This is a genomic window from uncultured Campylobacter sp. (genome assembly GCF_938041645.1).
Taxonomy (GTDB): Bacteria; Campylobacterota; Campylobacteria; order Campylobacterales; family Campylobacteraceae; genus Campylobacter_B.
The window spans coordinates 1-25,649 of record NZ_CALIST010000027.1; the positions used below are offsets into that span (position 1 = coordinate 1).

Genomic DNA, 25,649 nt, shown 5'->3' on the forward strand with positions numbered 1-25,649 from the left:
TTATCTTCTAATTCTATTCTTTTTAAAATTTTAAGTACACTAAAGCAAATAATATTGAGCGGATGCAGAGCGTATGATAAAATTAGCAAGAGAAATTTTTTAAATCTAGTTATATTGGCATTGTATTTGCAAGCGTCTTCAATTACTAGTCCAGAAAATTTATAAATAGCGATTTTATCAAAATTAGAAGTCTTTACACTTTTATGTATCGAATATACGTCGTTATAATTTTTGCATAAAGAATTATATTCTATTCTATCGGAATAGAAATTTAAAAATTTATGTTTATTAATAAATAAAATTCCCACCAAAAAAGTAACGGCTCCTAAAAATTGATATGCCCAAGCACTTCCTCTACAAAAAAATAGAAATATAACTAAAAATACAGCTAAGATTAAATAACATTCCGTACTGATTTTAGTCCAATAATCCTTGATTATAAAAAGCGGTATTTCAGATTTCTGATTTGCAAACTCCATAAAGTAAATATCCTGAATCTTTTAAAAAATTTAGTTGTCATTTTACCATTGCTCGGCTTAAATTTATTATAAATCAATCTTTTTATACTATACAATTTTAAAGTTTGCATTTTTACCAAAAGAGCCTTTAATATTTTTAATCTTTATAAAAAATTCCACACTAAAATCCGTCGTTCGCATACTCCTAATCTATAATTTAAATTACGCTTAAACTAAATTCACAATGATCCGTCGCTGCTACTTTCGCGGGGTTTAGGAAGCGGCGAAATTTTAGTGTAATACTCCTCCTTGCCGTTGTATTGGCGACTGAAAACGCCGTCCGGGATGGTAAAATTGCGCTTGGTTTGCGGATATTCTTTTAAATAGGCATCTAAAAATTTTGCAAACACCGGTGCTGCGGTACGACCGCCGCCCTCGACCTTTCGCATAGGTTTATAATCGTCGTTGCCGTACCAGATTATGATCTGCAAATCCGGCGTAAAGCCGCAAAACCATGCATCTATGCTATCATTTGAGGTGCCTGTTTTGCCCGCTATGTCGATGCCCTGCACGCGCGCGCGAGTACCGGTACCGCGCTGCACGATATTTTTTAGTAGCGTAGTCATCAGATACGCCTGTTCAGGGCGCAGCACGCGACGTCTCTCAGGCTCGATAAAGCGAGTTTTGCCGTCCTTATCGGTAATCGAAACGATAAATTTTGATTTTGCAGTAATCCCAAGCCCCGGGAACATCGAATACATCGTGGAGTATTCAAGCGGGGAAATTCCGTAGCTGCCGATAGCCACCGACAGGGCAGGCGGGACGTTTTTAAAGCCGAACTCGCCCAGCTTTTTTACCGCGCGATCAACGCCGATAGATTGCATCAGATTGATCGAGGCAAGGTTACGTGAGCGTGTTAAAGCTTCTTTGATCGTGATGTAGCCGCTGTAAGTCTTGTCGTAATTTTTCGGCTTCCACGTTTTATCGCTGCCGTCGTCGAATTCTCTAGCTATATCGGGAACTTCGGTCATCGTCGAGTAGCCCATATCAAGGGCGATTTGATAGACAAAAGGCTTAAAGCTGGAGCCAGTTTGGCGCTGGGATTGGCTGGCGCGATTGAAATTTGATTTCGCGTAATCCACGCCGCCTACTAAGGCTAAAATTTCGCCATTTTGCGGATGCGTGACGACCATAGCGCCGTTTACGTTGCTTGCATTGGCGTCTTTGTTTCGCTTTAAAATTTCATTGTAGCCGAAAACTAATGCCTCTTGCGCCATCGCTTGCGCCTTTAGATCAAGACTCGTATCTATACGGTATCCGCCCGTGCGGACGTCCGGTAGAATTTTTTCCGCTTCTTTTATGATCTCATCTACGGCATACGGCGCTACGTTTTGCGTGAGCGTTTCGTTGTAGATCGTAGGCTGCTCGTTCATCGCAAGCTCATATTCGGTCTTATTTATCCAGCCGAGCTCATGCATCCTATAAATCACGTTATTGGCACGCGAAAGCGACAAATCCAGGTGCTTAGTAGGATCAAAGCTGCTAGGAGCTTTCGGCAAACCCACTAAAATCGCGATCTCTTTAAGGCTTAAATCTTGCAAATCCTTTTTGAAATATCCCAAAGCCGCCGTGCGAATGCCGTAATATCCGTGCCCAAAATACACTTCGTTAAAGTAACGCTCTAGAATTTGTTCCTTGCTTAGAGCATTTTCTATCTTAAGCGATAGGATCGCTTCTTTGATCTTGCGATCAAGCTTCTTTTCGCTCGAAAGAACTAAATTTCGCGTGATCTGCTGCGTAATCGTGGAAGCTCCTTCGACAAATTTCATCGCTTTGACGTCCTTAATAATCGCCCTAAAAATCGCCTCGACATTCACGCCGCCGTGTTCGAAAAACGCCGTATCCTCGATAGCTACGAGCGCCTCGATCACGCGGCCTGGAATCTCGTCGAATTTTACGTAAATTCTATTTTGTTCATTAAAAACATTGGCTATCAAATTGCCGTTGCGGTCATAAATTTTAGTCGTAAGCTCGGGATGATAATCGATGATCGAGTCCGATTCCAAGCGGATTTGCGAGTAAAAATACAAAAAAATTCCGCCTGCGGCAAACGCACAAACCGTAATAAAACTAAATAAAACTCTTACCATACAAACCTCTTTAAATTTTCCAGATCAAGCCCCATCGCCGTGAATTTTGACCCACGCGAGCTTTTGATATATTTTTCGTTAAAGCCTTCGATACTCATCGCACCCGCCTTGCCGCGCCAATCGCCGCTAGCGATATAGTCTTTCAAATCTGCTTCATTAAATTCCGCAAATTCAAAGCTTGCGACGCTAAGTGCCGAAAGCTCTAACGCCTTACCACAAAAAATCATCGCAGTATAAACGGCGCAGCTAGCACCGCTTTGAGCCCGCAGCATCCTTAACGCGTCCGCTTCATCCCGCGCCTTGCCTAAAATTTTACCGCCGGCAAGCACGGAACTATCGGCAAACAGCACTCTATCATAATTTTTATAAATTTTAAAAAACTGCGTTTTCTTGGCCAAGACAACGCGGTAAGCATAGGTGCGTGCATCGTCCTTACTAATGCCGCTTTCGTCGAAATTAAAAGGAATTTGCGTAAATTCTACGCCGTTATCCTTTAGAATTTGCGCTCTAGTAGGCGAGCTGGAAGCTAAATAAATCATCAAAACTCGCCCACCGTCACGCCTAGATAAACGCAAATCAGCGTAACTACGATATTTAACGGGATGAAATATTTAACGACGATGATTAAATGCTCATTCGCCTCAAGCTCATCGCCCGCATCCAAAGCTCGCTTCAAAGATGAAATTTTATAATGCATGTAGATAAAATTTAGTAGTATAAAGCCGGCGCCAGCCCACAGCGTGGCAATCGCACCTTTTACCATAGGATCTGAAAATTTAAAACTTCCGCCGTCCGCAAGAAAAAATCCACTTACGCAAACGATCACCAAAAATAGTGCAAAGAACTGCTCATAGCGTTTCATATATCGTAAAATTTCTGCAAATTTCACGTCCTTCGCATCCGCTTGACTTTTACTCCTTAAATTCATAAAAATCCGCGCGATCAAAAATACGCAGATCTGCGCGCAGACCAAAAAAATCACGCTTAAAATGTGAATCAGCGGCAAAATTTGCGAGGCTTTGATAAAGCCGGTATCGATTTCGTTCAAATTTTGCCTTTTGCGTAAGAGATCGCCTCTTTGATCGCTTCTTCGATTTTTAGCACGTCCCTGCCGCCTGCGGTCGCAAAATCATCGCGTCCGCCGCCGCCACCGCCTAAAATTTGCGCCGCGAGCTTAACCCACTCGCCAGCTTTGATCGGCGCGTTTTTAACACCTGCTGCGATTGAAATTTTGCCGTCGGTGCCTACTTGCATCAGCATTATCGCCGCCTTTTCGTGGCTATTTTTAAACTCATCTATCATAGTTTTTATATCACCGCTTTCGACTGAGGCTACGCAAAGTTTGGTATCACCGACATTTAGAAAAGCCAGTGCATGAGAACTGCTAGCATGCTTGATCTGATCTTTTAGCGATCTGATCTCATCTTTTAATTTCTCAATCGCACGGAGAGGCTCAATCCCTTTTAGCTCCGCAGAAATTTCAGCAAGCTTAGCGCGATTTTGAAACGCTAAATTTAAAGCGGCGCGCGAACAAACCGCCTCGATACGCCTAACACCCGCACTTACGCCGCTTTCTTTAACTATAAAAAACGGTCCTATCTCGCTTAAATTACGCACGTGAATTCCGCCGCAAAGCTCCTTACTAATCTCTCCAAAGCTCACAACGCGCACTTTTGAGCCGTATTTTTCGCCAAAAAGCGCAATAGCGCCGCTGTTTTTAGCGTCATCTATATCCATAATCTCAGTTTTTGCCGCACAGCCCTTGCAAACGGCGTTATTTACAAATTCCTCGATTTTAGCTAGCTCCTCGCCGCTAAGTGCCTTAGGATGCGAGAAGTCAAATCTTAAGCGGTCCGCTTCGACTAAGCTTCCTGCTTGAGCAATATGAGCCCCTAGCACCGCACGAAGTGCCGCGTGCAAAAGGTGCGTCGCGCTGTGATGACGTGCAATCTGCTCACGCTCCTCAGAAACCTTGAGCCCGACGATATCGCCGATTTTCAGGTTACGATTAAGGCGCAAGTGGGATAAATTTAACCCATAAAATTTCTGCGTATCAAACACATCGGCTATGGACTCCACTTCGCCGCTATCGCCCGTCTGACCGCCGCTTTGTGCATAAAACGGAGTGATATCAAACATCGCCCAGCCGATATCGCCGGCTTTGAGCTCATCCACTTCCGCAAAATCCTCGTTAAGCAGCGCTAAAACCTTGCTCGTGCGACTAAGCTCTTCGTAACCGCTAAATTTATTCTCGCCGAATTTCTCTAGCAGCGCCTTGAAATCGCCACGGACGTTTTTATCGCCACTGCCCTTCCATGCGGCTTTAGCTATCTGCCTTTGCTCGCTCATAAGCGCGTCAAATTTAGCCTCATCCACGCGCAAATTTTTCTCGCGCAGCATATCGGCGGTCAGATCGAGCGGAAAGCCGTAGGTATCGTATAATTTAAACGCGACCTCGCCGCTAAAAATTTCTTTAGTGCGCGCAAGCTCCTCGTTAAAAAGCTCGATGCCGTTTGCCAAAGTAGCGAAAAACCGCTCCTCTTCGAGCTTGACCTGCTCCTTTATGATCTGCTTTTTCTCGTTTAGATAGGCGTAGTGTCCGCCCATCAGCTCGCATACTTTATCCACGAGGCGATACATAAACGGCTCTTTTATACCGAGCAGATAGCCGTGGCGAACGGCACGGCGCAGAATTCTACGCAAAACATATCCCCTGCCCTCGCGATTAAAATTTGTTCCCTGCGCTAGCAAAAACGTAACCGAGCGGATATGATCAGCGATGACGCGGTAGCTCGCGCCGCTTTCATAAACGTAAGGTTTGCCGCAAAGCTTTGCAACCTCATCAATTAGCGGCATAAAAAGCGAGCTGTCGTAGTTGCTAAACTTGCCTTCTTTAATCGCCGTGACGCGCTCAAGCCCCATGCCCGTGTCGATGCTAGGCTTTGGAAGCGGGCTAAGCTTGCCGTCTTTGCTGCGCTCGTACTGCATGAAAACTAAATTCCAAATCTCTAAAAAGCGGTCGCCGTCGCCGCCCATATAATCCTCGGATGAGTGAAAATGCTCCTCACCCTGATCATAAAAAATTTCGCTGCACGGCCCGCACGGTCCGGTATCGCCCATCGCCCAAAAGTTATCGTGATCGCCGAAGCGATATATGCGCTCCTGCGCTATGTGGCGCGCCCAGAACCCAAACGCTTCGTCGTCCTTTTCGTGCACGGTGACATAGAGTTTTTCTTTGGGAAGCTTTAAAATTTCAGTGATAAACTCCCACGCATAGGCAATCGCCTGCTCTTTAAAATACTCGCCGAAGCTGAAATTTCCAAGCATCTCAAAAAACGTATGATGGCGCGCGGTGTAGCCGACATTGTCTAGGTCGTTGTGCTTGCCGCCGGCGCGGATGCAGGTCTGACAGCTCGTGCGGATAGGCGGGATCGGGCGCGGAACGGCTCCTGTAAATATGCTTTTAAACGGCACCATGCCCGCATTGGTAAAAAGCAAGCTGTCGTCATCGGGCACTAGCGGCGCGCTAGGAACGATCTGATGGCCCTTGCTCGCAAAAAAATTCAAATATTCACTTCTAATATCCATGATTTGTCCTATTTCAAGTTAAATTTTAAAGGCGCATTTTAGCTAAATTAGATTTTAAAAACTATAAAATTTTAACCATTCTTAGTTATAATGGCGCGAAAGATTAAATTTAGGGCATGGCGATGAAAAAAAAGATAGCGATCATAGGCATGGGCGAGCTTGGTCAAAAGCATTTCAGCGAGCTAAGAAGGAGCGATTATTTCGAGCTTGTAGCGCTTTATCATAAGGGCAGCAGTGAAAATTTCGGCCCGCGCTATCCGATCTTTGATAATCTAACCGATCTTTTTAACGTCGCTAAGCCCGACGCTGTAGTCATCACGGCTCCCCCGCCATCGCATAAAGAGCTGATTTTAAAATGCCTGCCGTTTACCAAAAATATCTTTGTAGAATCTCCGCTCGCACAAAGCCTAGCCGAAGCTAGAGAGATAAACTACGCAGTCACTACTAACGGCACGCGCCTAGCCGTAGGCTACTCCGACCGCTACAATCCAGTAATCGTATCCTTGCTACGCGAGCTTGCCAAGGGGGATAAAATTTTTTCGATGAGCTTTGTAAGCGGCTTTGCAAACGATGATAGAGCAGATATCGTCGCCAATGCCCTTTTTAGAGATATCGATCTTGTGCGGCTGCTTTCTCACAGCGAGATAGCTTGCATAGAACTTAGCAAAAATATCTCTAAAGAGCGCACTCTAGCCGCATGCGCGACGCTTCACACAAAAAGCGGCTGCTATTGCACGCTAATGCAGTCCAATCTCTATCCGATTAGACGCCACGGTATCGAAATTTGCACCGACAGCGGCGTATATTTCGGCGATCTAATCTCAATAACTCTTTTTAAAATTACGCCTGACGGGCGCGTAAATCTGCGCGTCGATCGCGACGATTTTTCGCTGCGCCGCGAACACGAAGCATTTTGCGCGATGTGCGACAGCAGTACTAACGCAGGTCTTGCAAGCGTCGAGGATGCGATAAAAATCAGAGAAATCATCTCATGAAAAAAGCCCTAATTTTGCTCAACATGGGCGGTCCGAACAATCTGAGCGAGGTTGAAGTTTTTTTAAAAAATATGTTTAACGACCCCTTTATTTTGGGCGTTAAGAGCGATTTTTGGCGAAGCGTTTTAGCCGCGCTCATCGTAAAAAGCAGAACCGCATCGGCGCGTAGCAACTACGAAAAACTGGGCGGACGCTCGCCTATATGCTCCATCACCGAGGCACTTTGCGAGCGAGTAAATGAACTAGCGCGAGCCGAATTAAGCGCGGGGTTAAAATTTAAAAATGCGGCGGATGCAAGCGCCGCGAATGAGTCGCCGCAAGACATTTCATTGCAGAGCAAGCCGTCGCAAGACGTCCTGACGCAGGGCGAGGCGCTGCAAAATGAAGCGTCGCAGGATGAAAAACCGATAGATGAGCTAATTTGCGATTATGCGATGAATTACACGCCGCCTTTTGCGGAGGATGTGTTTAAAAAATACGCGGATTTTGACGAGATAATTTTGATGCCTTTGTATCCGCACTTCTCAAAAACTACGGCGCAATCGAGCCTGTGCTCTGCCGAGGCGGCACTTAAGCGGCTTGGTATAAAAAATTATAAAACCATTGACATCTTCTACGACAACGCCGCTTACAATGAAATTTTACTAAATTTAATCGCGAGCTGCGTCGCGAAATTTAGCGCGGATGAAATTTCGCAAATTTCACTCATATTTTCCGCACATTCGCTGCCTGTAAAAATGATCGCCGCGGGCGATCCATACGAGGCGCAGGTAAAGGCGCACGTGGAAATTTTAAAAGATCTGCTGGCTGCGCGCGGGATTAAATTTAAAGGGATTATCTTGGCATATCAATCGCGCCTGGGCCCCGTGAAGTGGCTAGAGCCCAATGTCGCGGACGTTTTACGGGATCTGCAGAGCAAAAAAGCGCTCATATTTCCGATCGCATTTTGCGTGGATAATTCCGAGACCGATTTCGAGCTGGATATTTTTTATAGGGACCAGGTGCGCGAGCTGGGTTACGAATACTACGAAGTGTGCAAATGCCCGAACTCCCGCGAGGATTTCGCGAAATTTATACTCGCGCAAGCGCTGTAAATTTAGAGATTAAAATTTAATCTTTTAGTTTGGATTTTTTATATTCTTTATGAAGCTTGAGGATTGAATACAACGCGGATAAAAAGAGCAATATACTAGTTAAGCTTAGCATTTTCCTTTGAAAATATAATTTATCCCAATCCTCTGCATTTGAGGTATGTATTTTTGTTCCATCGCAATACCCGTATTCATTTAAAAATCTTTCCGACATTTTAATTTTTACGCAAATTTGATCTATATAGTTTTTGTAAATTAAATCACAAAATTGCATACCGAATTGTTCATAATCCGTCTTGCTATTTCCGATATGCAGATCAAAAATTTTACCGCTTCCTCGCACGGATATATTGCAGCCGGTTCCGCCACGATAGCTATCATATTTATGAAATTCGCTTATAGTTCCAACAAAAACAAAAGGATCTTCTATATTTTTTCTACTAGGTGCGCTTTGATATGCTATCAAAAGAAGTATCGGTGCGATAAATGAAACGCAAACAACGATTAGCGTTATAAAAGTATGCTTCCGATCAAAGCCGAATTTAATCAAATCATACCAATAATCTACGTAGTAAAGCGGGTTTTTCATTGTATTCCTTTAGTAGCTTTTGGCAAATCAGAATATTCTTGTAGCGATTTAAAACCACCTGTAATAAGTACACCTTTTATCAACACTTCCTCTACTCATCTATATCTCCTTTATTAAAATTAAGGCATTGGAATTTTGAGCGTCAGAATTTTCCTGTGAGCCTCGCTCTAAATTTTGACGTCGTTCGTTTAGAATTTTCTTTAGCTCTTCGAGCCTTGCCTCGTTCATCCTTATCCCCGCTAAACCGCCTATTTAGAAGTCTAAATTTAAACCACAAGCTAAATTTCAGAGCTTTCCTTGCGCGTCTTTATAGACATTTTTCACGTCGTAAACCAGCGAGCCCGCGTAATCAAGCTCGAAAAACTGCTTATGCGCCACGGCGATTACGACACAGTCAAATTTGCGCAAGTCGGGCTTTTGCAGCAGATCGATGTCGTAGTACCTCTTAGCGTCGGCGGCGCTCGCCCAAGGATCATAGACGCTTACCTCGCAGCCGAAATTTTTAAGCTCGTTTATCATATCCACGACGCGCGTATTGCGGGTGTCGGGGCAGTTTTCTTTAAACGTAAGTCCCAAGATCAAGACCTTCGCGCCCTTTACCTTTTCGTCGTATTTTATCATCATCTTAACGACCTCCGTAGCGACATAGCTTCCCATATTATCGTTGATACGGCGGCTTGAGAGGATGATTTCGGGGTGATAGCCCACCTCGGTCGCCTTCTGCGCCAGATAATACGGATCGATGCCGATGCAGTGTCCGCCCACAAGCCCCGGACGGAAGCTTAAGAAATTCCACTTCGTAGCCGCCGCGTCGATGACGTCGTTGGTGTTGATACCGAGCTTGCCGAACAAGATCGCAAGCTCGTTGATAAAGCCGATATTGATATCGCGCTGGGTGTTTTCGATCACCTTTGCAGCCTCGGCGACCTTTATGCTGCTAGCGCGAAAGGTGCCGTTTTGCAGGATGCTAAGATAGACGCTATCTACGACGTCTAAAGCCTCCGCAGTGCTTGCCGAGACGATCTTTTTGATCTTCGTGACGGTGTGAATTTTATCGCCCGGATTGATCCGCTCGGGCGAATATCCGCAGAAAAAATCGCGGTTAAATTTTAGCCCGCTGGCTCGCTCCAATACTGGCACGCAGTCCTCCTCCGTAGCGCCCGGATAGACGGTGCTTTCATACACGACGATGTCGCCCTTTTTAAGCACGGCTCCGACGCTTTCGCTGGCCTTTAGTAGCGGCGTAAGATCGGGGCGATTTAGCCTATCTACGGGCGTAGGCACGCACACGATATAAAAATTGCTCTGCCTCATATCATCCAGCTTTGCGCTAAATTTAAGCCCGTTTTTAATCGCCGCAGCAAGCTCCTCGTCGCTAAGCTCCAGAGTGCGGTCGTGCCCGCCGCGCAGCTCGTCTATGCGCTCTTGCGAGACGTCAAAGCCTACGACCTCGTGTTTCGCCGCAAACGCCGCCGCCAAAGGAAGCCCCACGTAGCCAAGTCCGATTATCGCTATTTTCATTTTTCCCTCATTTGCTTTCATATTTTCCTCTTTTCTTTGCGTTAAATTTCATCGTTAATTCCGCAGCTGCACGGGCATACGACGCGAATTTAATAGCGCCGCGTCTTTAAATTAAACAGCTAAGCTCACTCGCCGTTTTACTTGCGCTTATTTGCACGGCGGCAAATTTAAAATTTTGCCTTGATACGGAATTTTACGCCGCACCGAAATTCTGTATTGCAATAAAACTCCACCACCTTAGCGCAGCGAGCGGCACAGCATAAAATCCCGCGTCGCGATAGAATTTCATCTTCGTGCCGTTAAAATTTTGCGCCGCTAAATTTTACGCCGCCAAAATTCCGCGCCGTAAAATTTAAACGCCTTAAAATTTCAAAAGTCGCGCTAAATTCCGTGAAATTTCGTCGCCGCAAAATTTTAAAAAACCTCGCGAAATTTAGCAAATTTAATCTTTAATTTCAACTGCCTCATCCTTGATCTCGACCTTTTGCGTGGCGTTTGCGTCGGCTGCGGGCTTTAGATAGCCCTCCTCTATCAAAATTCCTACCGCCCGCTTAAAGATCGGCAGCGCATTTTGAGCGGCGTAGTAGCTGCCCCTTTTAGGCTCACGCACCAAAACGCCGATCGTGTAGCTGGTGTCCGCATCGTTGGCAAAGCCAAAAAACGAGCTGTTATAGGCGCTCGAATAGCCGCCTCCCTTGGCGATGCGCGCAGTGCCCGTCTTGCCGCCGATTTGCAGCCCCGCTACCCGCCCCTTGCGCCCAGTGCCGCTCTCGACCGTTTTGATTAAAATTCCTTTAATCACGTCGGCGGTAGGTTTAGAGATTACCTGGCGGGTTTCGCTTTCGTTGACGATGTAAGTTTTGCCGTTATTTTCTAGATTTTCAACTAGGCGCGGACTAATCATGATGCCGCCGTTGTTAAAGACGGTATAGGCATTGAGCATCTGAAGGAAGGTCATCTGGGCACCGTAGCCGTAGCTGATCGTGGCTTTGTAAATTTTATTATTCAGGCTTTTGATACTAGGTATATTTCCACTTTGCTCATACGGCAGATCGATACCCGTTTTTTGCGACATACCAAAGTTCATAAGCCCATCATAAATAGCCTGCCCCTCCAGCCGCTCTGAAATTTTAATCATTCCAATATTTGAGCTGTGGATGATGATCTCCTCGCCGCTCATCTGCTTAGCCGGGTGCGTGTCGCGGATCGTGCGAGTACCAAGCTTATAGCTGCCGTTATAGGTGTTGATGATCTCGCCGGGCTTTACGGCTTTGGCATCATAGGCGATTGCGAAAATTATCGGCTTCATAATCGAGCCCACTTCGTAGGCGTATTCGCTCGCGGTAAAATTTAAATTCTTAAGATCGTTTTTCGTGATGTTTGAGGGGTCATAGCGGGCATTGGTCGCGAGGGATAAAATTTTGCCCGTTTTGGAGTTCATAATGCCCACCACGATTTCTCGTGCATCGTAATTATCAGCGCCCTCATCGCTTAGGCGCTCTATCTTTCTTTGCAGCGTTAGTGGCACGCTTAGACGGACGTTGTAGCCGTCGATCCTGCCCGTTTTTTTGCTGCTACGCTCTAGGATGATGTTGCCGCCGATATCGCGCGGGCCCACGATAAACTCATCTCTAACCGGCGCTAGATAATACTCATAGTACTTCTCGATCCCTTTGATACCACTAACCTTGGTGATGCCATCAACCTCTTTTTTATTGATATAGCCGATTAACGGAGTGAGCGAATCACCGACATTGTAACTGCGCTTTTCGCCGCTTTCGGTCACGCTCATGCGGATAGGAGGATTTAGCCTGCCGTTTGAGCCTATGAAGCTGACAAAGACCTTTTTTAAATTTAACTTATACGCAAGCTCTTTTAGATGCACGGCGGTTTTGGCGTCGATCTTATACGACAGCACGGTCGTGCCGCCAGAGCCCTCGATCGCGCTTTTGACGCGCTTTTCGCTATCGCCCGTGTAGATGCAGTATAGCCGCACGAAAAGATCAAGCTTGTTTTTATCGATGCTTCGCGCATCGACGCTAACTTTGTAGAGTTTGACGGAATTTGCCGCGACGTAGTTGTCTTTTGCGATTATCGCGCCGCGGATCGCGCTGTTGGTTTCATTGACATCCAGGCGCGGTAGCTTGCGCTCAGTACTGCCCCAAAAATATAAAATCGCCAAAAATACAAAAAGCGCCGCCGGCACGAATATAAACATCACGATAATCATACCGACCGAGGAGCTTTTATCTCTTTGCCACATATTATTTCTTTAAAATTCTAAATTCCGCGCATTTTTACGCTGCCGCATTTCAAGCTTTGGCTCAATGCTGCGCTCCGCGCGGAACTTTAAGATCCGCAAAGCGCTCAAAGCCACTATCTTGCGCGCTAAGCTCAGCAAATAGAGCGAGGAATTCCGCTCGCGGCATCTCTTTAGCACCCATAAATTTCAGATGCTCGTTCATAATCTGGCAGTCGATTAGAAAGCCGAAATTTGAAAGCACCTCACAAAGCCTAATCAGCGCGACTTTCGAAGCGTTGCTCTTTAGGCTCAGCATACTCTCGCCGCAAAACACACGCCCAAAAATTAGCCCGTATAGCCCACCCACAAGCTCGCCGTCCTCGTATGCCTCGACGCTGTGAGCGTAGCCGTCTGCTGCCAAACGCGAGTAAGCCTGCACGATATGCTCGCTGATCCACGTGCCGTCGCTCTCTTTTTTGCGCACGTCTTTGCAGCGCTCGATGAAGCCCTTAAAATTCGCGTCAAATTTCACTTCATATCGCTTAAGATAGGGCTTGATGGACTTTTGCACACGCACTTCGCGCGGATCAAGCACCGCGCGCGGATTGGGCGACCACCATAAAATCGGCTCATCCTCGCTAAACCACGGAAATATCCCTGCGCTATAAGCGCTAAGCAAGCAATCCTCGCTCAGATCGCCGCCGCTTGCAAGTGGCGCAAAAGCGGGCGCATCCATGGGATCTGGAAAATCGTAAAACCGAGCCATTATTTAACGACACTGCTTTGAGCTAGTGCGGGTTGCTTTTTTTCTATCTGCGGCAAAGGCGTAGAAGCAAAGCTAAAGCTTAGCTCGCCATCTTTTACGCTCACGCTAACCAAGCCGCCCTCTTGCAGCGCGCCAAAAAGCAGCTCGCCGCTTATATGATCGCTGATCTGAGAGCTGATCTCGCGCTTTAAATTTCGCGCTCCAAACTCGTCCGAATAGCCGCGCGAGATAATCAAATCTTTTGCTTCCTTGCTTAGGCTAATCTTTACGTTTTTTAGCTGCGACTCCAGCTCACCGATAGTTTTATCCACGATCTTTTCTAAAATTTCGCTGCTTAAGCGGTTGAAATTTATGATTTTATCGATACGATTGCGAAATTCTGGCGCAAAAAAGCTTTTTATGGCACTATCTACTTTATAGCTCTCGTCCTTCGTAAATCCAACTTGCGGCGCTTCTTTCGTGCCTAAATTCGACGTCATTATTATGATCGTATTTTTAAAATCGGTCGTAACGCCGTTGTTATCGGTAAGACTTGCGTTATCGAAAATTCCTAAAAAAATATTCGTCATGCTAGGATGAGCTTTTTCTACCTCATCAAATAAAATGACGCTGTAAGGGTGCTTTTTGATATTATTCGTTAAAATTCCGCCATTTTCAAAGCCCACGTATCCAGGAGGTGCTCCGATGAGCCTCGAGACGCTGTGAGCTTCCATATATTCACTCATATCGTAGCGCTCAAAATGTACTCCAAGCTGCGCGGCTAAGACCTTGGCTAGCTCACTTTTGCCCACGCCGCTACTACCTGCGAACAAAAATACGCCGATTGGGGAGCTTGCGCCTCCAAGCCCGGCGTAAGAGCGTAGAAGCGCCTTACAAAGACTGCTAACCGCTTCGTCTTGACCGAAAATTTCACGCTTGATATTGGCTTCCAGATTTTTTAGTACCTGTTTATTATCGACACTACTGCTTAAATTTGCGATATTCGCGCTAATCGAAAGTGTATTTACTAAATCATCCTTACTGATTTCAAGAGGAGCTTCGTGTGGCTTAAACGCAAAGCTCGCGCCCACCTCGTCGATGAGATCAATGGCGCTGTCGGGAAGGAATTTATCGCTTTGATATTTTTTAGCAAGCGTTACGCTATCACGCAAAATTTCGTCGCTAAATTTCACGCCGTGAAATTCCTCATATTTTTTGGCTACGCCTTTTAAAATTTCGACGCTATCGTCAATGCTAGGCTCGCTCACATCGATCTTACAAAACCTGCGGCTAAGCGCTTTATCCTGCGAAAACGAGCGGTATTCGCCGTATGTAGTAGCGCCGATGACCGATAGCTCGCCGCTTGCAAGCGAAGGCTTTAGGATGTTTGACATATCAAGTTCGTTGCGATTGCCCGTGCCTGCGCCAACGATCGTGTGAATTTCATCGATAAATAAAATCGCATTTTGATTAGCGCTAAACTCGTCTATGAGATCCTTTAGCCTCTCCTCAAACTCCCCGCGCAACGTAGTGCCTGCGATCAGCGCGCCAGCATCAAGGGCGTAAATCACCTTGTTTTTTAGCTTTTCTGGCACTTCGCCGCGGACGATTTTTAGCGCGATGCCCTCGATGATCGCGGTTTTACCAACCCCTGCTTCGCCCACTAAGATCGGATTATTTTTCTTGCGGCGACAGAGGGTTTGCAGCGTCTTTTCGATCTCTTTTTCGCGTCCGATGAGTGGATCGATCTTACCTTCAAGCGCAATTTTATTGAGATTCGCTGTATAAAGTGAGCTAGGTGAGTCCTTTTTAATATCGCGCTCGTTTATGGCGTCCTTTTCACCCTCAAACGCAGGCTCAAATTCCGTATTCTGCCACTGTCTGCGGCTTTCGTCATAATTCATCGCATGCGTGATATCATCGATATCGTATGAGTTTAGCTTAATCGCTGCGGCTTCGTCGCGAGAAACGACCTCATCACGGTGATCGAAAGCAGATTTGTACTTTCGCACAATGAGCTCAAAAATCGCGGCATTGATACCGTAGTGATTTAAAATTTTAGTGCAGTCGTTTTCCTTATCATTTAGAATTTTAAGCATAAAATCAAGCTCGTTTTTAGGCTCTTTAGCGTTATTTAATTCAGTATAGAACTGCTTAAATTCTATCGTCTGCGCCGGATCCTTACCGCTTGATTTAGGCATCATATCCAAAAGCCCGCCCAGATTATCCAAGATATTTAGATAGTTAATATCCGGAATTTCTTTGGCGATGAGCCCATGGAAGGGCTTATTGTATTTAAAAATCGCATAAACTACGTGCGAAGTGGTGATATATTCGTCCTCGCCGTCATTTGCGACGCTGATTGCTTGTTCGAAATGTTTGTTTAAAAAAAATCCTATCATTGCTTTCCTTTAAATTTAATCCTCTTCGATCTCGCATCTAAGAGGGAATCCTGCCGCCTTTGCCGCTTGTAAAACCGCTTGTTGCTTGCACTCGGCTATCTCTTTAGGATACGCGCCGCAAACTGCGCGGCCCTGCTTATGAACTTTCATCATTAAATCTACGGCGTCGTTAAAGTTTTTGGCGAAAATCTCCATCAAAATATAAACCACGAAATCCATCGTCGTCACGTCGTCGTTGAGTAAAATCACTTTATACGGACGAGGCACAAAAGATTTTGTTTTGGCGTGAGTGCGAATCTGCACGCCGGTTTTAGTTGCCATTTTTTATCCTGGTGATATCGCTTTTTATCACATCGGTATCGACCATGCCTAAGTAATACGGCTTGCCCCGCTCATCGCCCTCATTGATGTCGGTAAGCCTTTGATATTTTCCATCTTTAAGTACTACCTTAAAAGGGATCGAAAGCGCGTGGCGATAACCGATGTCGCTTAAAATTTGACCCACTATGCGCTCGTTTTGTTTGGAGTTGGCGATGAAATAATATGCGTTAAACTTTTTCGTAAAATTTTCGATCACCTGCGCATCGGTAATGTCCTCGAAATATATTAGCCCGACCATCAGAAAATCCGCGGAATTTTTTAGCTGAAAGTCCATCAGATGCGGCGCTTCGATGCGGCACGGCTGGCAATACGTACCGAAAATATCAAACATTAAAATTTTATCGCTGTCCGCGAGCTTAAAGCCTTTTTCGGTGCGCTCGATCGTTACCTCGCCGCCTACGACGCTTTTAAGCGTAAGGCGCTCGCCCGTTTTAAACGGCGTAAAAGCTACCTCCTCGCCGCTCTCTCCACCAATACGCTCGCCACTTTTATCTTGAGTGGAATTTTTTGCCATCTGATTCTCGCTCGCGGTAGGATTCTCGCCCGCAGAGCCCGTCTTTTTCTGCGAATCATCTCCACAGCCACTTAAAACAAAAATCGCCAAACATAATAGTAAAAATTTCTTCATTGCATTTCCTTCGGGTTTAAATTTAAGCCCGCATTTTAACCAAAGTTTTGTGAATTTAAAATGAATGCTTGTCGTATCGCTTCATCGCGCTTTGCGCTTCGCGGTCGGCTTCCTTGCGCTTTAGCGATTCGCGCTTATCGTGCAGATTTTTGCCTTTTGCTAAAGCGATACGCGCCTTTACGCGGTTTTTATCATTGAGATACAGCGACAAAACTACGATGGTAAGACCCTCTTTGCTAACCGCGCCAAGCAGTTTGTCGATCTGCTTTCTGTGCATTAAAAGCTTTCGCGCCGCCCCTTCGTCTGGACGAAAATGCGCGTTTGTGCTCTCAAGATAGCTGATATGCGCGTTTAGCAAAAACAGCTCGCCGCGGATCACGCGACAAAAGCTATCTTTGAGATTGCCCCTGCCCGCGCGCAGGGCTTTGACCTCGCTGCCCTTTAGCACGATGCCCGCTTCAAAGCTTTCAAGTATCGTAAAATCGTGAAATGCCTTGCGATTTTTACTCAGTTCTTTCATCTTTTTCCTTCTAAATTTGGCTCTAAGCTTAGCCCGATTTTGCTTAAATTTAAAAGCGGTCGCGGCGGAATTTTAAATTTTAGCTTTTAAATTTTAACCGCGCGCCTTGGAATTCTTATTTTAAAAAAAACACGCTGCTGCCGCTGCCGCTTAGAAACATATCGCGATACTTGCTCATCTGCGGATATAGCTTTATGCACGGCGCGAAAAGATCGTTTAGCCGAGGGCTGTCGTATCGCGCTAGCAGCTGCTCGCTACTTAGGCTAAGCATCTGCCGAGCCTGCGCGGCGTTTATGTTTTGCATAAAGCTTGCGCGAAACTCGTTATAAACCGCGCCGGTAGAGCAAAAGATCGCGGGCGTTAAAATTTCGATCGCAGGCAGGCGGTCCTCGAAAGGCTCGATGATCTCGCCGATACCGCGCACGTTCGCAGCCTCAAGTCCGCTAACAAAAAACGCGACGTCTGCGCCGATATTTTGCGCGATTTTGGTAAGCCGCTCGCGCGGAATTTTTAAGCCTAATTCCTCGTTCGCAAGCCGCAAAAACGCCGCCGCGTCGCTACTGCCGCCACCAAGACCCGCGCCGATCGGAATACGTTTTTTAAGCACGATCTTGTGCGAGCCGAAAAACTCCGCAAGCTCGCGCGCAAAGCCCGCCTGCTCAAGCGCCGCCTTGGCTTTTAAAATTATATTGTCCGCGATCTGCGCGGCGCCGCATTCAAGCGCAAAGCCGCTCGCGCGCTCAAAGCTTATCTCATCAAAAAGCTCCCTGCGCAGCACGAAGCGCGAGGCGATCTCGTGGTAGCCGCCGCGCGTGCCGACGACTTTTAAAAAAACATTGATCTTTGCATAGGCCTTCAAATTTTACTCCTTCTGCGCCTAGGCGCGCTTGCGTTAAATTTAGCCCTCGGCAAGCCCATCTGGCGCGATTAAAATTCCGATCCGTGCGCGAGTTAAATTTCAGCCTGCGGCACGCCCCGTCCAGTGCGATTAAAATTTTAAAACCGCGTGCCATGAAGTGTGCACCGCGGAATTTAGCCCGCGATCGCGGCGCCCGATACGTAAATTTTATAAAGCACGGAAATTCAGATCCGCAACGCGCGCAGCTAAATTTCAATCCGCGGCGCAAATCTATCCGCGTGATTAAAATTCTAAACCGAGCCGCCAATCGAGGTCGCACAGCTGTATGCTGCGCCAGATCGTAAATTTAGCTTAGCGGTATGCCGCCCGCTGCAAAATCAAACCCGTCGGTGCAGACTACGTATTAAAATTTCATTCGACAAAAGCTGCTTGCTGCGCCGCAATAAGCCCCAACCTGCGCGCTTTTTAAATCATTAAATTTTAATCTCGCGGCGCGTCGTAATCGCGCACCGAAAAGTGGATTTAAACGCCGCTGCGCCGCGTTTAAATTTAACCCCGCGGATTTATGCCTTTCGAGAGAGTGCCGCCTGCCTAGCCGCACGTTGAAATTTATACCGCTTAAGGCCGATTTACGATCTGTGCGCAACAAAAAAAGCGTGATCGCTCGCTGCTCCGCACGATAAAATTTAACCGCACATAGCAGCGTCCTATGCGAGTAAATTTAAAACGCGCCGTATTCATGATCGCTTCAAAATTTCAAGCTCGAACCGTCCGATTAAAATTTAGCAGCAGGCTAGAGCCGCTGATTAAAACGCGCCGCCTGCGATCGGAACGTCGTTCCAAAGATAGCGCGCCTCGCCCGAGCTTATCTCGATGATCGAGTAAAAATCGCCGCAGATAAGCAGATAGCGGCCGTCCGCGCGGCTCGCCAGATCCTTTGCGGCGAGCTTCTTGCCCAAGATTACGTCGCGCGCGTCGCCGTCGTAAAAGTTTGGCGCGAGGTCCAAAAACTCGAGCGGATTTAGTGCTGTCTCATCCGCAAAGCGCGGATCTTGCAAGCAAAAAGCCCCTTCGCTTTCTCGCCTAAGCGCGCTTAGCGTGCCCGTGGCGCCTAGCTTTTCTGCTAAAATTTGCGCGAAAGAGCGCACGTAGCCGCCCTCGCTAAGTGCTACGCGAAAGCTCACGAAGGGGTGAGCGTAACTTAAAATTTCGGCATCAAAAACTCGCATCGAGCTCTCTTTTAAGCTCACCTCTTCGCCCGCACGAGCGAGCTTGTATGCGCGCACGCCGTCAATTTTCTTGGCGCTGAAAGCGGGCGGGATAAATTTTATCTCGCCGCGCATTTGCGCCACCGCGGCGTCTAAAACCTCGCGCGAAAGCGGCGGAATTTGTTCCACGCGCCCTATGTTTTCATTATCGCCGCTTGGGCTTTGCGCGCCCAGCCACAACGTCGCAGTGTAAACTTTAGGCTCCTTTTTCAAAAATCTAAAAAAGCGCGCGTATTGCCCAAACGCCACGATCAGCGCGCCGCTCGCAAAGGGATCGAGCGTGCCGCTAAAGCCCGCCTTTTTCACGCCGTATTTGCGCTTAAGAGCGCTTAAAAATTTATTGCTGCCGATGCCCGCGGGCTTATCCGCCAAAAACAATCTATTCATAAGAGCCGATCTTTTCTACGAAATTCGACATTATCACGCGTGAAATTCCGCCGAAATTTATAGTGAGTCGGTCGCCATTTACCGCCGTGATCTGTCCGATCCCAAATAGCTTGTGTTTGATCAGCTCGCCCTTGCTAAAGCCGCTGCTTTGCTCGCGCGGAGGCTCTTTAGCCACCAAACCCGCCTCGGATATAAACCTGCTAGCATCGAGCCTCTCGCGCTTGCCGCGATAAAAGCGGCTAGCGGCAAAGCTAAGCGTGAGAGTGCGTTTGGCGCGCGTAATCGCTACGTATGCGAGCCTACGCTCCTCCTCGATATCATTGCTGTCGCCCAAAAGCGGGAAAAAGCCCTCCTCCAGTCCGATTACGAAAAGGTGCGAAAACTCAAGCCCTTTGCTGGCGTGCACGCTCATTATATTTATCGCATCGCCCATGATCGCGTCTTGATCGCTAAGAAGGCTCAGCTCGTTTAAAAATTCCGCCAGATCAAAATCGGGCTTATTGCTCGCCTCGTCCTTCAGCATTGCCAAAAATTCGTCGATGTTTGCAACGCGATCGGCGCCGTCCGGAAGCGAGGCGTAGTAAGCCTTTAGCCCAAAAGCGGGCTCCAGCGCGTCTATTTTTTTGATAGTATCCGCTAGCGCGGAGATAGAAGCGATGCCACTTTTAAGCTCCGCTAGAGCCTGCGCCGCCTTGGCGCTAAGCCCCGCGTCCGGCTCGCTAAAAGCGTCAAATAGACTGATAAGCCTCAGGCGCGAAAGCTCCTCGAGCTTTGCCAGCGAGACCTTGCCGATGCCGCGCTTGGGCACGTTTATGATCCGCCTCATCGAAAAGTCGTCGTGCTCGTCGTTTACCAAGCGTAGATAGGCGATCGTATCCTTGATCTCGGCTCGCTCGTAAAATTTCACGCCGCCTACCATTTTGTACGGGATTTTGGCGCGATTCAGCCCCTCTTCCAGCGCGCGCGAAAGAGCGTTTACGCGGTAAAGCACGGCGATTTCAGAGGGCGCTACGCCGCTTGCGAGTAGCTTTTTTATGGCTTCTGCGATCTTTGCCGCCTCGATACTCTCCTCGTCTGAACGCAAAATTTCGATCTTTTCACCCCCGCCGTTCATGCTAGTAAGGCTCTTGCCTAGGCGGTTTTTGTTATGCGAGATGAGCTCGTTGGCGGCATTTAAAATTTCATCCGTGGAGCGGTAGTTCTGCTCGAGTTTGATAAATTTTACGTTTGAGAACTGATCTTTAAAATTTAAGATATTTTCTATCCGTGCGCCGCGCCAGCCGTAGATACTCTGATCGTCATCACCCACCACCACGAGGTTTTCGTGCGCGGCACAAAGCTTTTGCAGCAGTTTGAATTGAATGTCGTTGGTGTCCTGATACTCATCGACCGTGATGTAGGCGTAACGGCGCGAAATTTCATCGCATAGCCGCTCATTCGCGCTTAAAATTTTATACGGCAAGATCAGCAGATCATCGAAATCCACCAGATTATTCGCCGCCAAATACGCCTCGTAGCGTTTATATGCATCAGCGCAATGCGCGTAAAATCCGCTATACATCCTGCTTAGCTCGTCCTCTTCGCCCTTTAGAAGCTCGTCGATATCTTTAGGACCGATTAGAGAATTTTTGTAGGTTGAAATTTTAGCCGCCAATAGCGACGTGGGCAAATTTATCTCAAAGCCCTTGATGATCTTTTTCTTATCGTCGGTATCGATTACTTGGAAGTTTGCGCTGCGTCCAAGCTCGCTAATATGAAATTTCAAAAACAAAAGCCCGAATTTATGAAAGGTGCACAAAAGCGGCACGCTGCTTAAATTTAGCCCGCTTATCAGATTAAGCGCTCGCGAGCGCATCTCGGCGGCGGCTTTGTTCGTAAACGTAAGCGTGAGAGTATTTTCCGCAGGCACGCCGTTTGATAGCAAATAGGCAAGGCGTGCGGTGATCGTTTTAGTTTTGCCGCTGCCCGCACCCGCTAAGATTAGCATCGCTCCATCCACATGGCTCGCAGCCTCGCGCTGAGCGGGATTAAGACCTTCTAAAATATCACTCATTTTGAGAAAATTTTACGCGATTTTTCGCGCTTAAGCCACTCAGACTCGGGCTGGGAGAAATTTACCGCGATGGGCTTGCCGTCCACGACGATCTGTAAGACCGCATAAAACGGCACGCTAAGCGTGCTTGCAAAATCCTGCGGCCCAAATCCCGCCTCGAAAACCAGCTCATCCTTGCTAAGGTGCGCGCTAGAGAGCGTGTATTCCTCCAGCTGCAAAAAGATCGCGGGCATTTTGAAGCTTTTTAAAATTTCCTCCGGCAGCGACGGGTCAAATTTTATCTGATCCGTCCTCGCAACGATGCCAAATCCATATCCAAGAGCCAAAACGTAATCCAAAACCGCGCTTATATTTGCACTGCTCGCAGCGATAAATTTATCGTCTTTTAAAATTTTATCTATCATCCTAACCCCTCACAAACTCATCTACAAGCGCCGCGACCTGCTCTATGCCGATGCGCCAAAACTCGCTTTTATTGATATCAAAGCCGAATTTCGCCACTAGCTTTTGCGGCTCGTCACTACCGCCTGAGCTTAAAAACTCGGTGTAAATTTGAACGAAATTTTCGAGCCTGCCGCTCTTATACAGCCCGTAAAGCGCGAGCACCAAAAGCTGCGCGTAGGCGTAGGAGTAGCAGTAAAACGGCGTATGGACGAAGTGCGGGATGTAGCTCCACCAGCTTTTGTAATGATCCTGCAAGATTAGCTCGCCCGCAAACATCTTGCGCGACTCCTCCATCCAAAGCTCGTCGATCTGCCCCGTGCTTAGCTCATCCGCGCTTGCATGCACGCGCCGCTCAAAGGTCGTAAATCCGATCTGGCGGTAAAGCGTAGCGAAGATATCTTCGATCTTTGCCGCAAGCATCGCTCTTAGCGCGGCCTTATCGCTTGCAGTCTGCGAGGGCATATCCGTATCGCTCGCTGCGTATTCACACGAATTCGCAGAGCCTTGCGAAGCAGCGTGTTTTACGGCGTGCTCGTTTGGAATTTCACCGCCCCGAGCCTCTTGCGAAGCGCTGCGTTTAAAATTTTGCGAGTCGTTTAAATTTGAAAAATTTTCGCGCATATAATCAAACACCAACATCTCGCAGAAAACCGACGCGGTCTCCGCCGTCGTTAGCGGCGTGAAGGAGTTAAAATAGCCCACGCCGTAGCTTAGATACTGATGTATCGCGTGCCCAAGCTCGTGCGCGAGGGTAAATACGTCGCGGCGCTTGCGCGTAAAATTTAAAAGCACGAAAGGGTGCGTATCGCGCGAGCCCGAATGCGAAAACGCGCCGCTTTGCTTATTTTGCGCGGGCATCGCGTCGATCCAGTTTTGCTCAAACGCGATCAGCGCGATCTGCTTAAATTTCGGGCTAAATTTTTCAAACGCTGCAAGCACGATCTGCTTAGCCTGCTCGAAGCTAAACTCGCTCTCATCGCCGCTAAGCGGCGCGTATCTGTCGTAATCATACAGCGCGTCGTAGCCTAAAATTTCGCGCTTTTTGGCGTAAAATTTGCCGACCAGAGCGAAGCTTCGCTCCGCCTCTGCGATCAGAGCATCGACGCTTGCGATGTTTATCTGATTTTCCTCATGCATCACCGCCTCGGCCTTATCGTAACCGCGCAGCTCGCAGCGAATTTTAAGATCGGTTTTGATCATATTGTAGATGTAACCAAGCAGGTGGGAATTCTGCTCTAGCACCGCACTTAGCGAGGCTGCGGCGTCCTTTCGCACCTCGCGATCAGAGCTATGAAGTAGGCTTAAAATTTCCTCCTCGCCAAGCTTGCGCCCGCGAAAATCAAAGCTCATCCGCGCCATACTCTCGTCAAAAAGCCGCGAAAACGCCTCGCCGCTTACGGGCGAAGTTTTTAAAAGCACGCTTTCTTGCGGCAGGCTTAGCTGGTGGGCCTTGCGCTGCTTAAGCAGGCTCAAATAGTATCGAAATCTCCCGCTTCCTGCGATAAACTCGTCCTGTTTTGCGGCGTCAAGCTCGTTAAACTCGAGCTCGAAAAAGAGCAGGCTCTGCGAAATGTCGTTGCAAGCCTGCTCCGTCTTAGCCTGCTGCGCCCCAAGGCTCGTATCTCGCGCGAATCTTAGATGCGCAAAGCTCATTATCTTTCCGATCTGCTCGCTGATGCTCTCATAAAGCTCAAGCGCGCCTAAAAACTCCTCCGCGCTAAGAGCGCGCAGCTTATCTTTAAATTTAAGCTCAAAATCCCTAGCCTGCGCGAAGGCGCTATCTATCGCGCCGCTAAATTCCGCTTCGTTTGCAAACAGCTCGCCTAAATTCCAATTCATCGATTTCCTTTTAAAATTTTTGGATAATTTTATCAAAAAAGAATAAGTAAAATTTTAAAAACCGCGAGATCTGCCGCCCAGCGGAATTCGCGGTAAAATTTTAAGGTGAGTTATTTTTGCATACTTTGCGACGCGATCGCCGTAAAAATCACGTCGGTAGAGCTATTGATCGCGGTTTCTACCGAGTCTTGGATCACGCCGATGATAAAGCCGATCGCGACGACCTGCATTGCGATATCGTTTGAGATATTAAAGAGCGAGCACGCAAGCGGTATCAGCATCAATGAGCCGCCTGGCACGCCGCTAGCGCCGCACGCACCGACCGCCGAGACCACGCAAAGCAGTAGCGCCGTCCAAAAATCGGGGCGCACGCCGAGCGTATGAGCCGCAGCAAGCGCCAAGATCGCGATTACCACCGCAGCGCCCGCCATATTTATCGTAGCTCCCAAAGGGATCGAGATCGAGCTTAGCTCGTCGCTGATGCCGAGCTTTTTGCATAAATTTAAATTTACCGGGATATTCGCCGCCGAGCTGCGGGTGAAAAACGCCGTGAGACCGCTTTCGCGTAGGCAGGTAAATACGAGCGGATATGGATTTTTCTTAATCACCGCAAAGACGATGAGCGGATTTATCACGAGAGCTACGAACGCCATCGCACCTACTAGCACGACTACGATTCGCACGTATCCAAGCAGCGCATCGACGCCGGTTTGATACACAGTAGAAGCTACTAGACCGAAAATTCCAAACGGCGCGAGCTGGATTACGAACTGCACGATTTTGGTTACCGCTTCGCTCAGATCGGTAAAAATTTTCTTTGTTTCATTAGTGCAAAATTTAAGCGCGACTCCAAGACCTATCGCCCAGGTTAAAATTCCTACGTAGTTTCCGTGCGCGATAGCGTTTAGCGGATTATCTACGACCTTAAAAAGTAGATCTTTTAGCACGATCCAAACGCTCGCAGGAGCGGTATTTTCCGCCGCGCCAACATTGCTTAGAGCAAGCTGAGTCGGGAATAAAAAGCTAGCCGCCACTCCCACGCACGAGGCTAAAAAGGTGCCTACGATATATAGAACAACCACGCGTTTTAAGCCGCTTGCGCTGCCGTATTGTTTATTTACGATCGAGCTTAAAATCAAGATAAAAACTAAAATCGGAGCTACCGCTTTAAGGGCGCCTACGAATAAATTTCCTAAAATTTCCGCAAAAGCTACTACGTTTATTAAAAACGAAGTGTGCTCTGCCGCAATATCGCCTGCCGCTGAACGTGCGACAAAGCCCAAAATGGCGCCTATTATCAAGCCTGTAACTATGCGCAGAACTAGATTTTTATCTTTGTAGCTAGCTACTAATTTTTGAATCGAACTCATTTTTTACCTTTCAATCAAAACGTCGTTTGAAATATATCGAAATTTTATTTAAGCACATTTAAATTTGAGCGAAATTTCGTAATTTTTAGTCAATTTTAAAACCTCGTTAGATAAAATGG

At 47.4% G+C, this 25,649-nt stretch carries 22 protein-coding genes; 2 read left to right on the plus strand and 20 right to left on the minus strand.

Annotated elements, in window-relative coordinates; all coding sequences use genetic code 11:
* From Q0600_RS04575 to alaS, 5 genes are all read right to left on the minus strand, one after another.
* Positions 1-479, minus strand: a 479-nt coding sequence (locus Q0600_RS04575) for a hypothetical protein (RefSeq protein ID WP_298757427.1), incomplete at its 3' end; no start/stop codon positions are given.
* A 218-nt stretch (positions 480-697) separates the two neighbouring features.
* Positions 698-2,608 carry a PBP1A family penicillin-binding protein gene (locus tag Q0600_RS04580; protein ID WP_298757429.1) on the minus strand — a complete coding sequence of 637 codons (1,911 nt, stop codon included), beginning with the start codon at positions 2,606-2,608 and terminating at the stop codon, positions 698-700.
* Positions 2,602-3,147 (minus strand): septum formation inhibitor Maf, encoded by a 546-nt coding sequence (gene maf, locus Q0600_RS04585; protein ID WP_298757431.1) that lies wholly within the window; start codon positions 3,145-3,147, stop codon positions 2,602-2,604. Before maf ends, Q0600_RS04580 begins: the two co-directional genes overlap by 7 nt.
* Positions 3,147-3,656 carry a hypothetical protein gene (locus tag Q0600_RS04590; protein ID WP_298757436.1) on the minus strand — a complete coding sequence of 170 codons (510 nt, stop codon included), beginning with the start codon at positions 3,654-3,656 and terminating at the stop codon, positions 3,147-3,149. Before Q0600_RS04590 ends, maf begins: the two co-directional genes overlap by 1 nt.
* Positions 3,653-6,196 (minus strand): alanine--tRNA ligase, encoded by a 2,544-nt coding sequence (alaS, locus tag Q0600_RS04595; RefSeq protein ID WP_298757439.1) that lies wholly within the window; start codon positions 6,194-6,196, stop codon positions 3,653-3,655. Before alaS ends, Q0600_RS04590 begins: the two co-directional genes overlap by 4 nt.
* 122 nt (positions 6,197-6,318) lie before the next feature.
* On the opposite strand from alaS, the gene Q0600_RS04600 reads away from it, so the two are divergent.
* Both Q0600_RS04600 and hemH read left to right on the plus strand, forming a co-directional pair.
* Positions 6,319-7,191, plus strand: coding sequence for a Gfo/Idh/MocA family oxidoreductase (locus Q0600_RS04600; RefSeq protein WP_040304050.1), 873 nt, complete (start codon positions 6,319-6,321; stop codon positions 7,189-7,191).
* Complete coding sequence (hemH, locus tag Q0600_RS04605) at positions 7,188-8,285, plus strand: ferrochelatase (RefSeq protein WP_298757442.1); 1,098 nt, start codon at positions 7,188-7,190, stop codon at positions 8,283-8,285. The genes Q0600_RS04600 and hemH overlap by 4 nt, the downstream gene beginning before the upstream one ends.
* A gap of 16 nt (positions 8,286-8,301) precedes the next feature.
* Here the strand turns inward: hemH and Q0600_RS04610 are convergent, their stop codons facing one another.
* The 15 genes from Q0600_RS04610 to sstT all read right to left on the minus strand — a co-directional run bounded on the left by Q0600_RS04610 (position 8,302) and on the right by sstT (position 25,530).
* The gene (locus Q0600_RS04610) at positions 8,302-8,871 is read right to left on the minus strand and encodes a hypothetical protein (RefSeq protein ID WP_298757445.1); all 570 of its coding nucleotides are present in this window, start codon (positions 8,869-8,871) and stop codon (positions 8,302-8,304) included.
* Positions 8,872-8,970: 99 nt separating this feature from the next.
* Positions 8,971-9,099: a hypothetical protein gene (locus Q0600_RS04615; protein ID WP_297882610.1), complete on the minus strand. Its 129-nt coding sequence runs from the start codon at positions 9,097-9,099 to the stop codon at positions 8,971-8,973.
* Positions 9,100-9,156: 57 nt separating this feature from the next.
* Complete coding sequence (locus Q0600_RS04620; protein WP_298757448.1) at positions 9,157-10,392, minus strand: nucleotide sugar dehydrogenase; 1,236 nt, start codon at positions 10,390-10,392, stop codon at positions 9,157-9,159.
* Between the two features lie 442 nt (positions 10,393-10,834).
* Entirely contained in the window at positions 10,835-12,655 is a 1,821-nt protein-coding gene (locus Q0600_RS04625; protein ID WP_298757451.1) for a penicillin-binding protein 2, read from the minus strand.
* 61 nt (positions 12,656-12,716) lie between these two features.
* Positions 12,717-13,400, minus strand: a complete 684-nt coding sequence (gene aat, locus Q0600_RS04630) for a leucyl/phenylalanyl-tRNA--protein transferase (protein WP_298757457.1) — start codon at positions 13,398-13,400, stop codon at positions 12,717-12,719.
* Positions 13,400-15,781: an AAA family ATPase gene (locus Q0600_RS04635; protein WP_298757459.1), complete on the minus strand. Its 2,382-nt coding sequence runs from the start codon at positions 15,779-15,781 to the stop codon at positions 13,400-13,402. The genes aat and Q0600_RS04635 overlap by 1 nt, the downstream gene beginning before the upstream one ends.
* A gap of 15 nt (positions 15,782-15,796) precedes the next feature.
* Positions 15,797-16,102 (minus strand): ATP-dependent Clp protease adaptor ClpS, encoded by a 306-nt coding sequence (locus Q0600_RS04640; RefSeq protein WP_297944904.1) that lies wholly within the window; start codon positions 16,100-16,102, stop codon positions 15,797-15,799.
* Positions 16,092-16,790, minus strand: coding sequence for a TlpA family protein disulfide reductase (locus tag Q0600_RS04645; RefSeq protein WP_298757462.1), 699 nt, complete (start codon positions 16,788-16,790; stop codon positions 16,092-16,094). The genes Q0600_RS04640 and Q0600_RS04645 overlap by 11 nt, the downstream gene beginning before the upstream one ends.
* A gap of 55 nt (positions 16,791-16,845) precedes the next feature.
* A complete protein-coding gene (gene smpB / locus Q0600_RS04650) occupies positions 16,846-17,310 on the minus strand; it encodes an SsrA-binding protein SmpB (RefSeq protein WP_005871759.1) in 465 nt (154 codons plus the stop codon).
* 115 nt (positions 17,311-17,425) lie between these two features.
* A complete protein-coding gene (locus Q0600_RS04655; RefSeq protein ID WP_298757466.1) occupies positions 17,426-18,169 on the minus strand; it encodes a 4-(cytidine 5'-diphospho)-2-C-methyl-D-erythritol kinase in 744 nt (247 codons plus the stop codon).
* A gap of 806 nt (positions 18,170-18,975) precedes the next feature.
* Positions 18,976-19,824 carry a tRNA pseudouridine(55) synthase TruB gene (truB, locus tag Q0600_RS04660; RefSeq protein WP_298757469.1) on the minus strand — a complete coding sequence of 283 codons (849 nt, stop codon included), beginning with the start codon at positions 19,822-19,824 and terminating at the stop codon, positions 18,976-18,978.
* Positions 19,817-21,877 (minus strand): UvrD-helicase domain-containing protein, encoded by a 2,061-nt coding sequence (locus Q0600_RS04665; protein WP_298757472.1) that lies wholly within the window; start codon positions 21,875-21,877, stop codon positions 19,817-19,819. Before Q0600_RS04665 ends, truB begins: the two co-directional genes overlap by 8 nt.
* Complete coding sequence (locus Q0600_RS04670) at positions 21,874-22,281, minus strand: hypothetical protein (protein WP_298757475.1); 408 nt, start codon at positions 22,279-22,281, stop codon at positions 21,874-21,876. Before Q0600_RS04670 ends, Q0600_RS04665 begins: the two co-directional genes overlap by 4 nt.
* A gap of 1 nt (position 22,282) precedes the next feature.
* The gene (locus Q0600_RS04675; RefSeq protein WP_298757478.1) at positions 22,283-24,160 is read right to left on the minus strand and encodes a M3 family oligoendopeptidase; all 1,878 of its coding nucleotides are present in this window, start codon (positions 24,158-24,160) and stop codon (positions 22,283-22,285) included.
* A gap of 110 nt (positions 24,161-24,270) precedes the next feature.
* A complete protein-coding gene (gene sstT, locus Q0600_RS04680; RefSeq protein ID WP_298757481.1) occupies positions 24,271-25,530 on the minus strand; it encodes a serine/threonine transporter SstT in 1,260 nt (419 codons plus the stop codon).
* Between the last annotated feature and the right edge of the window lie 119 nt (positions 25,531-25,649).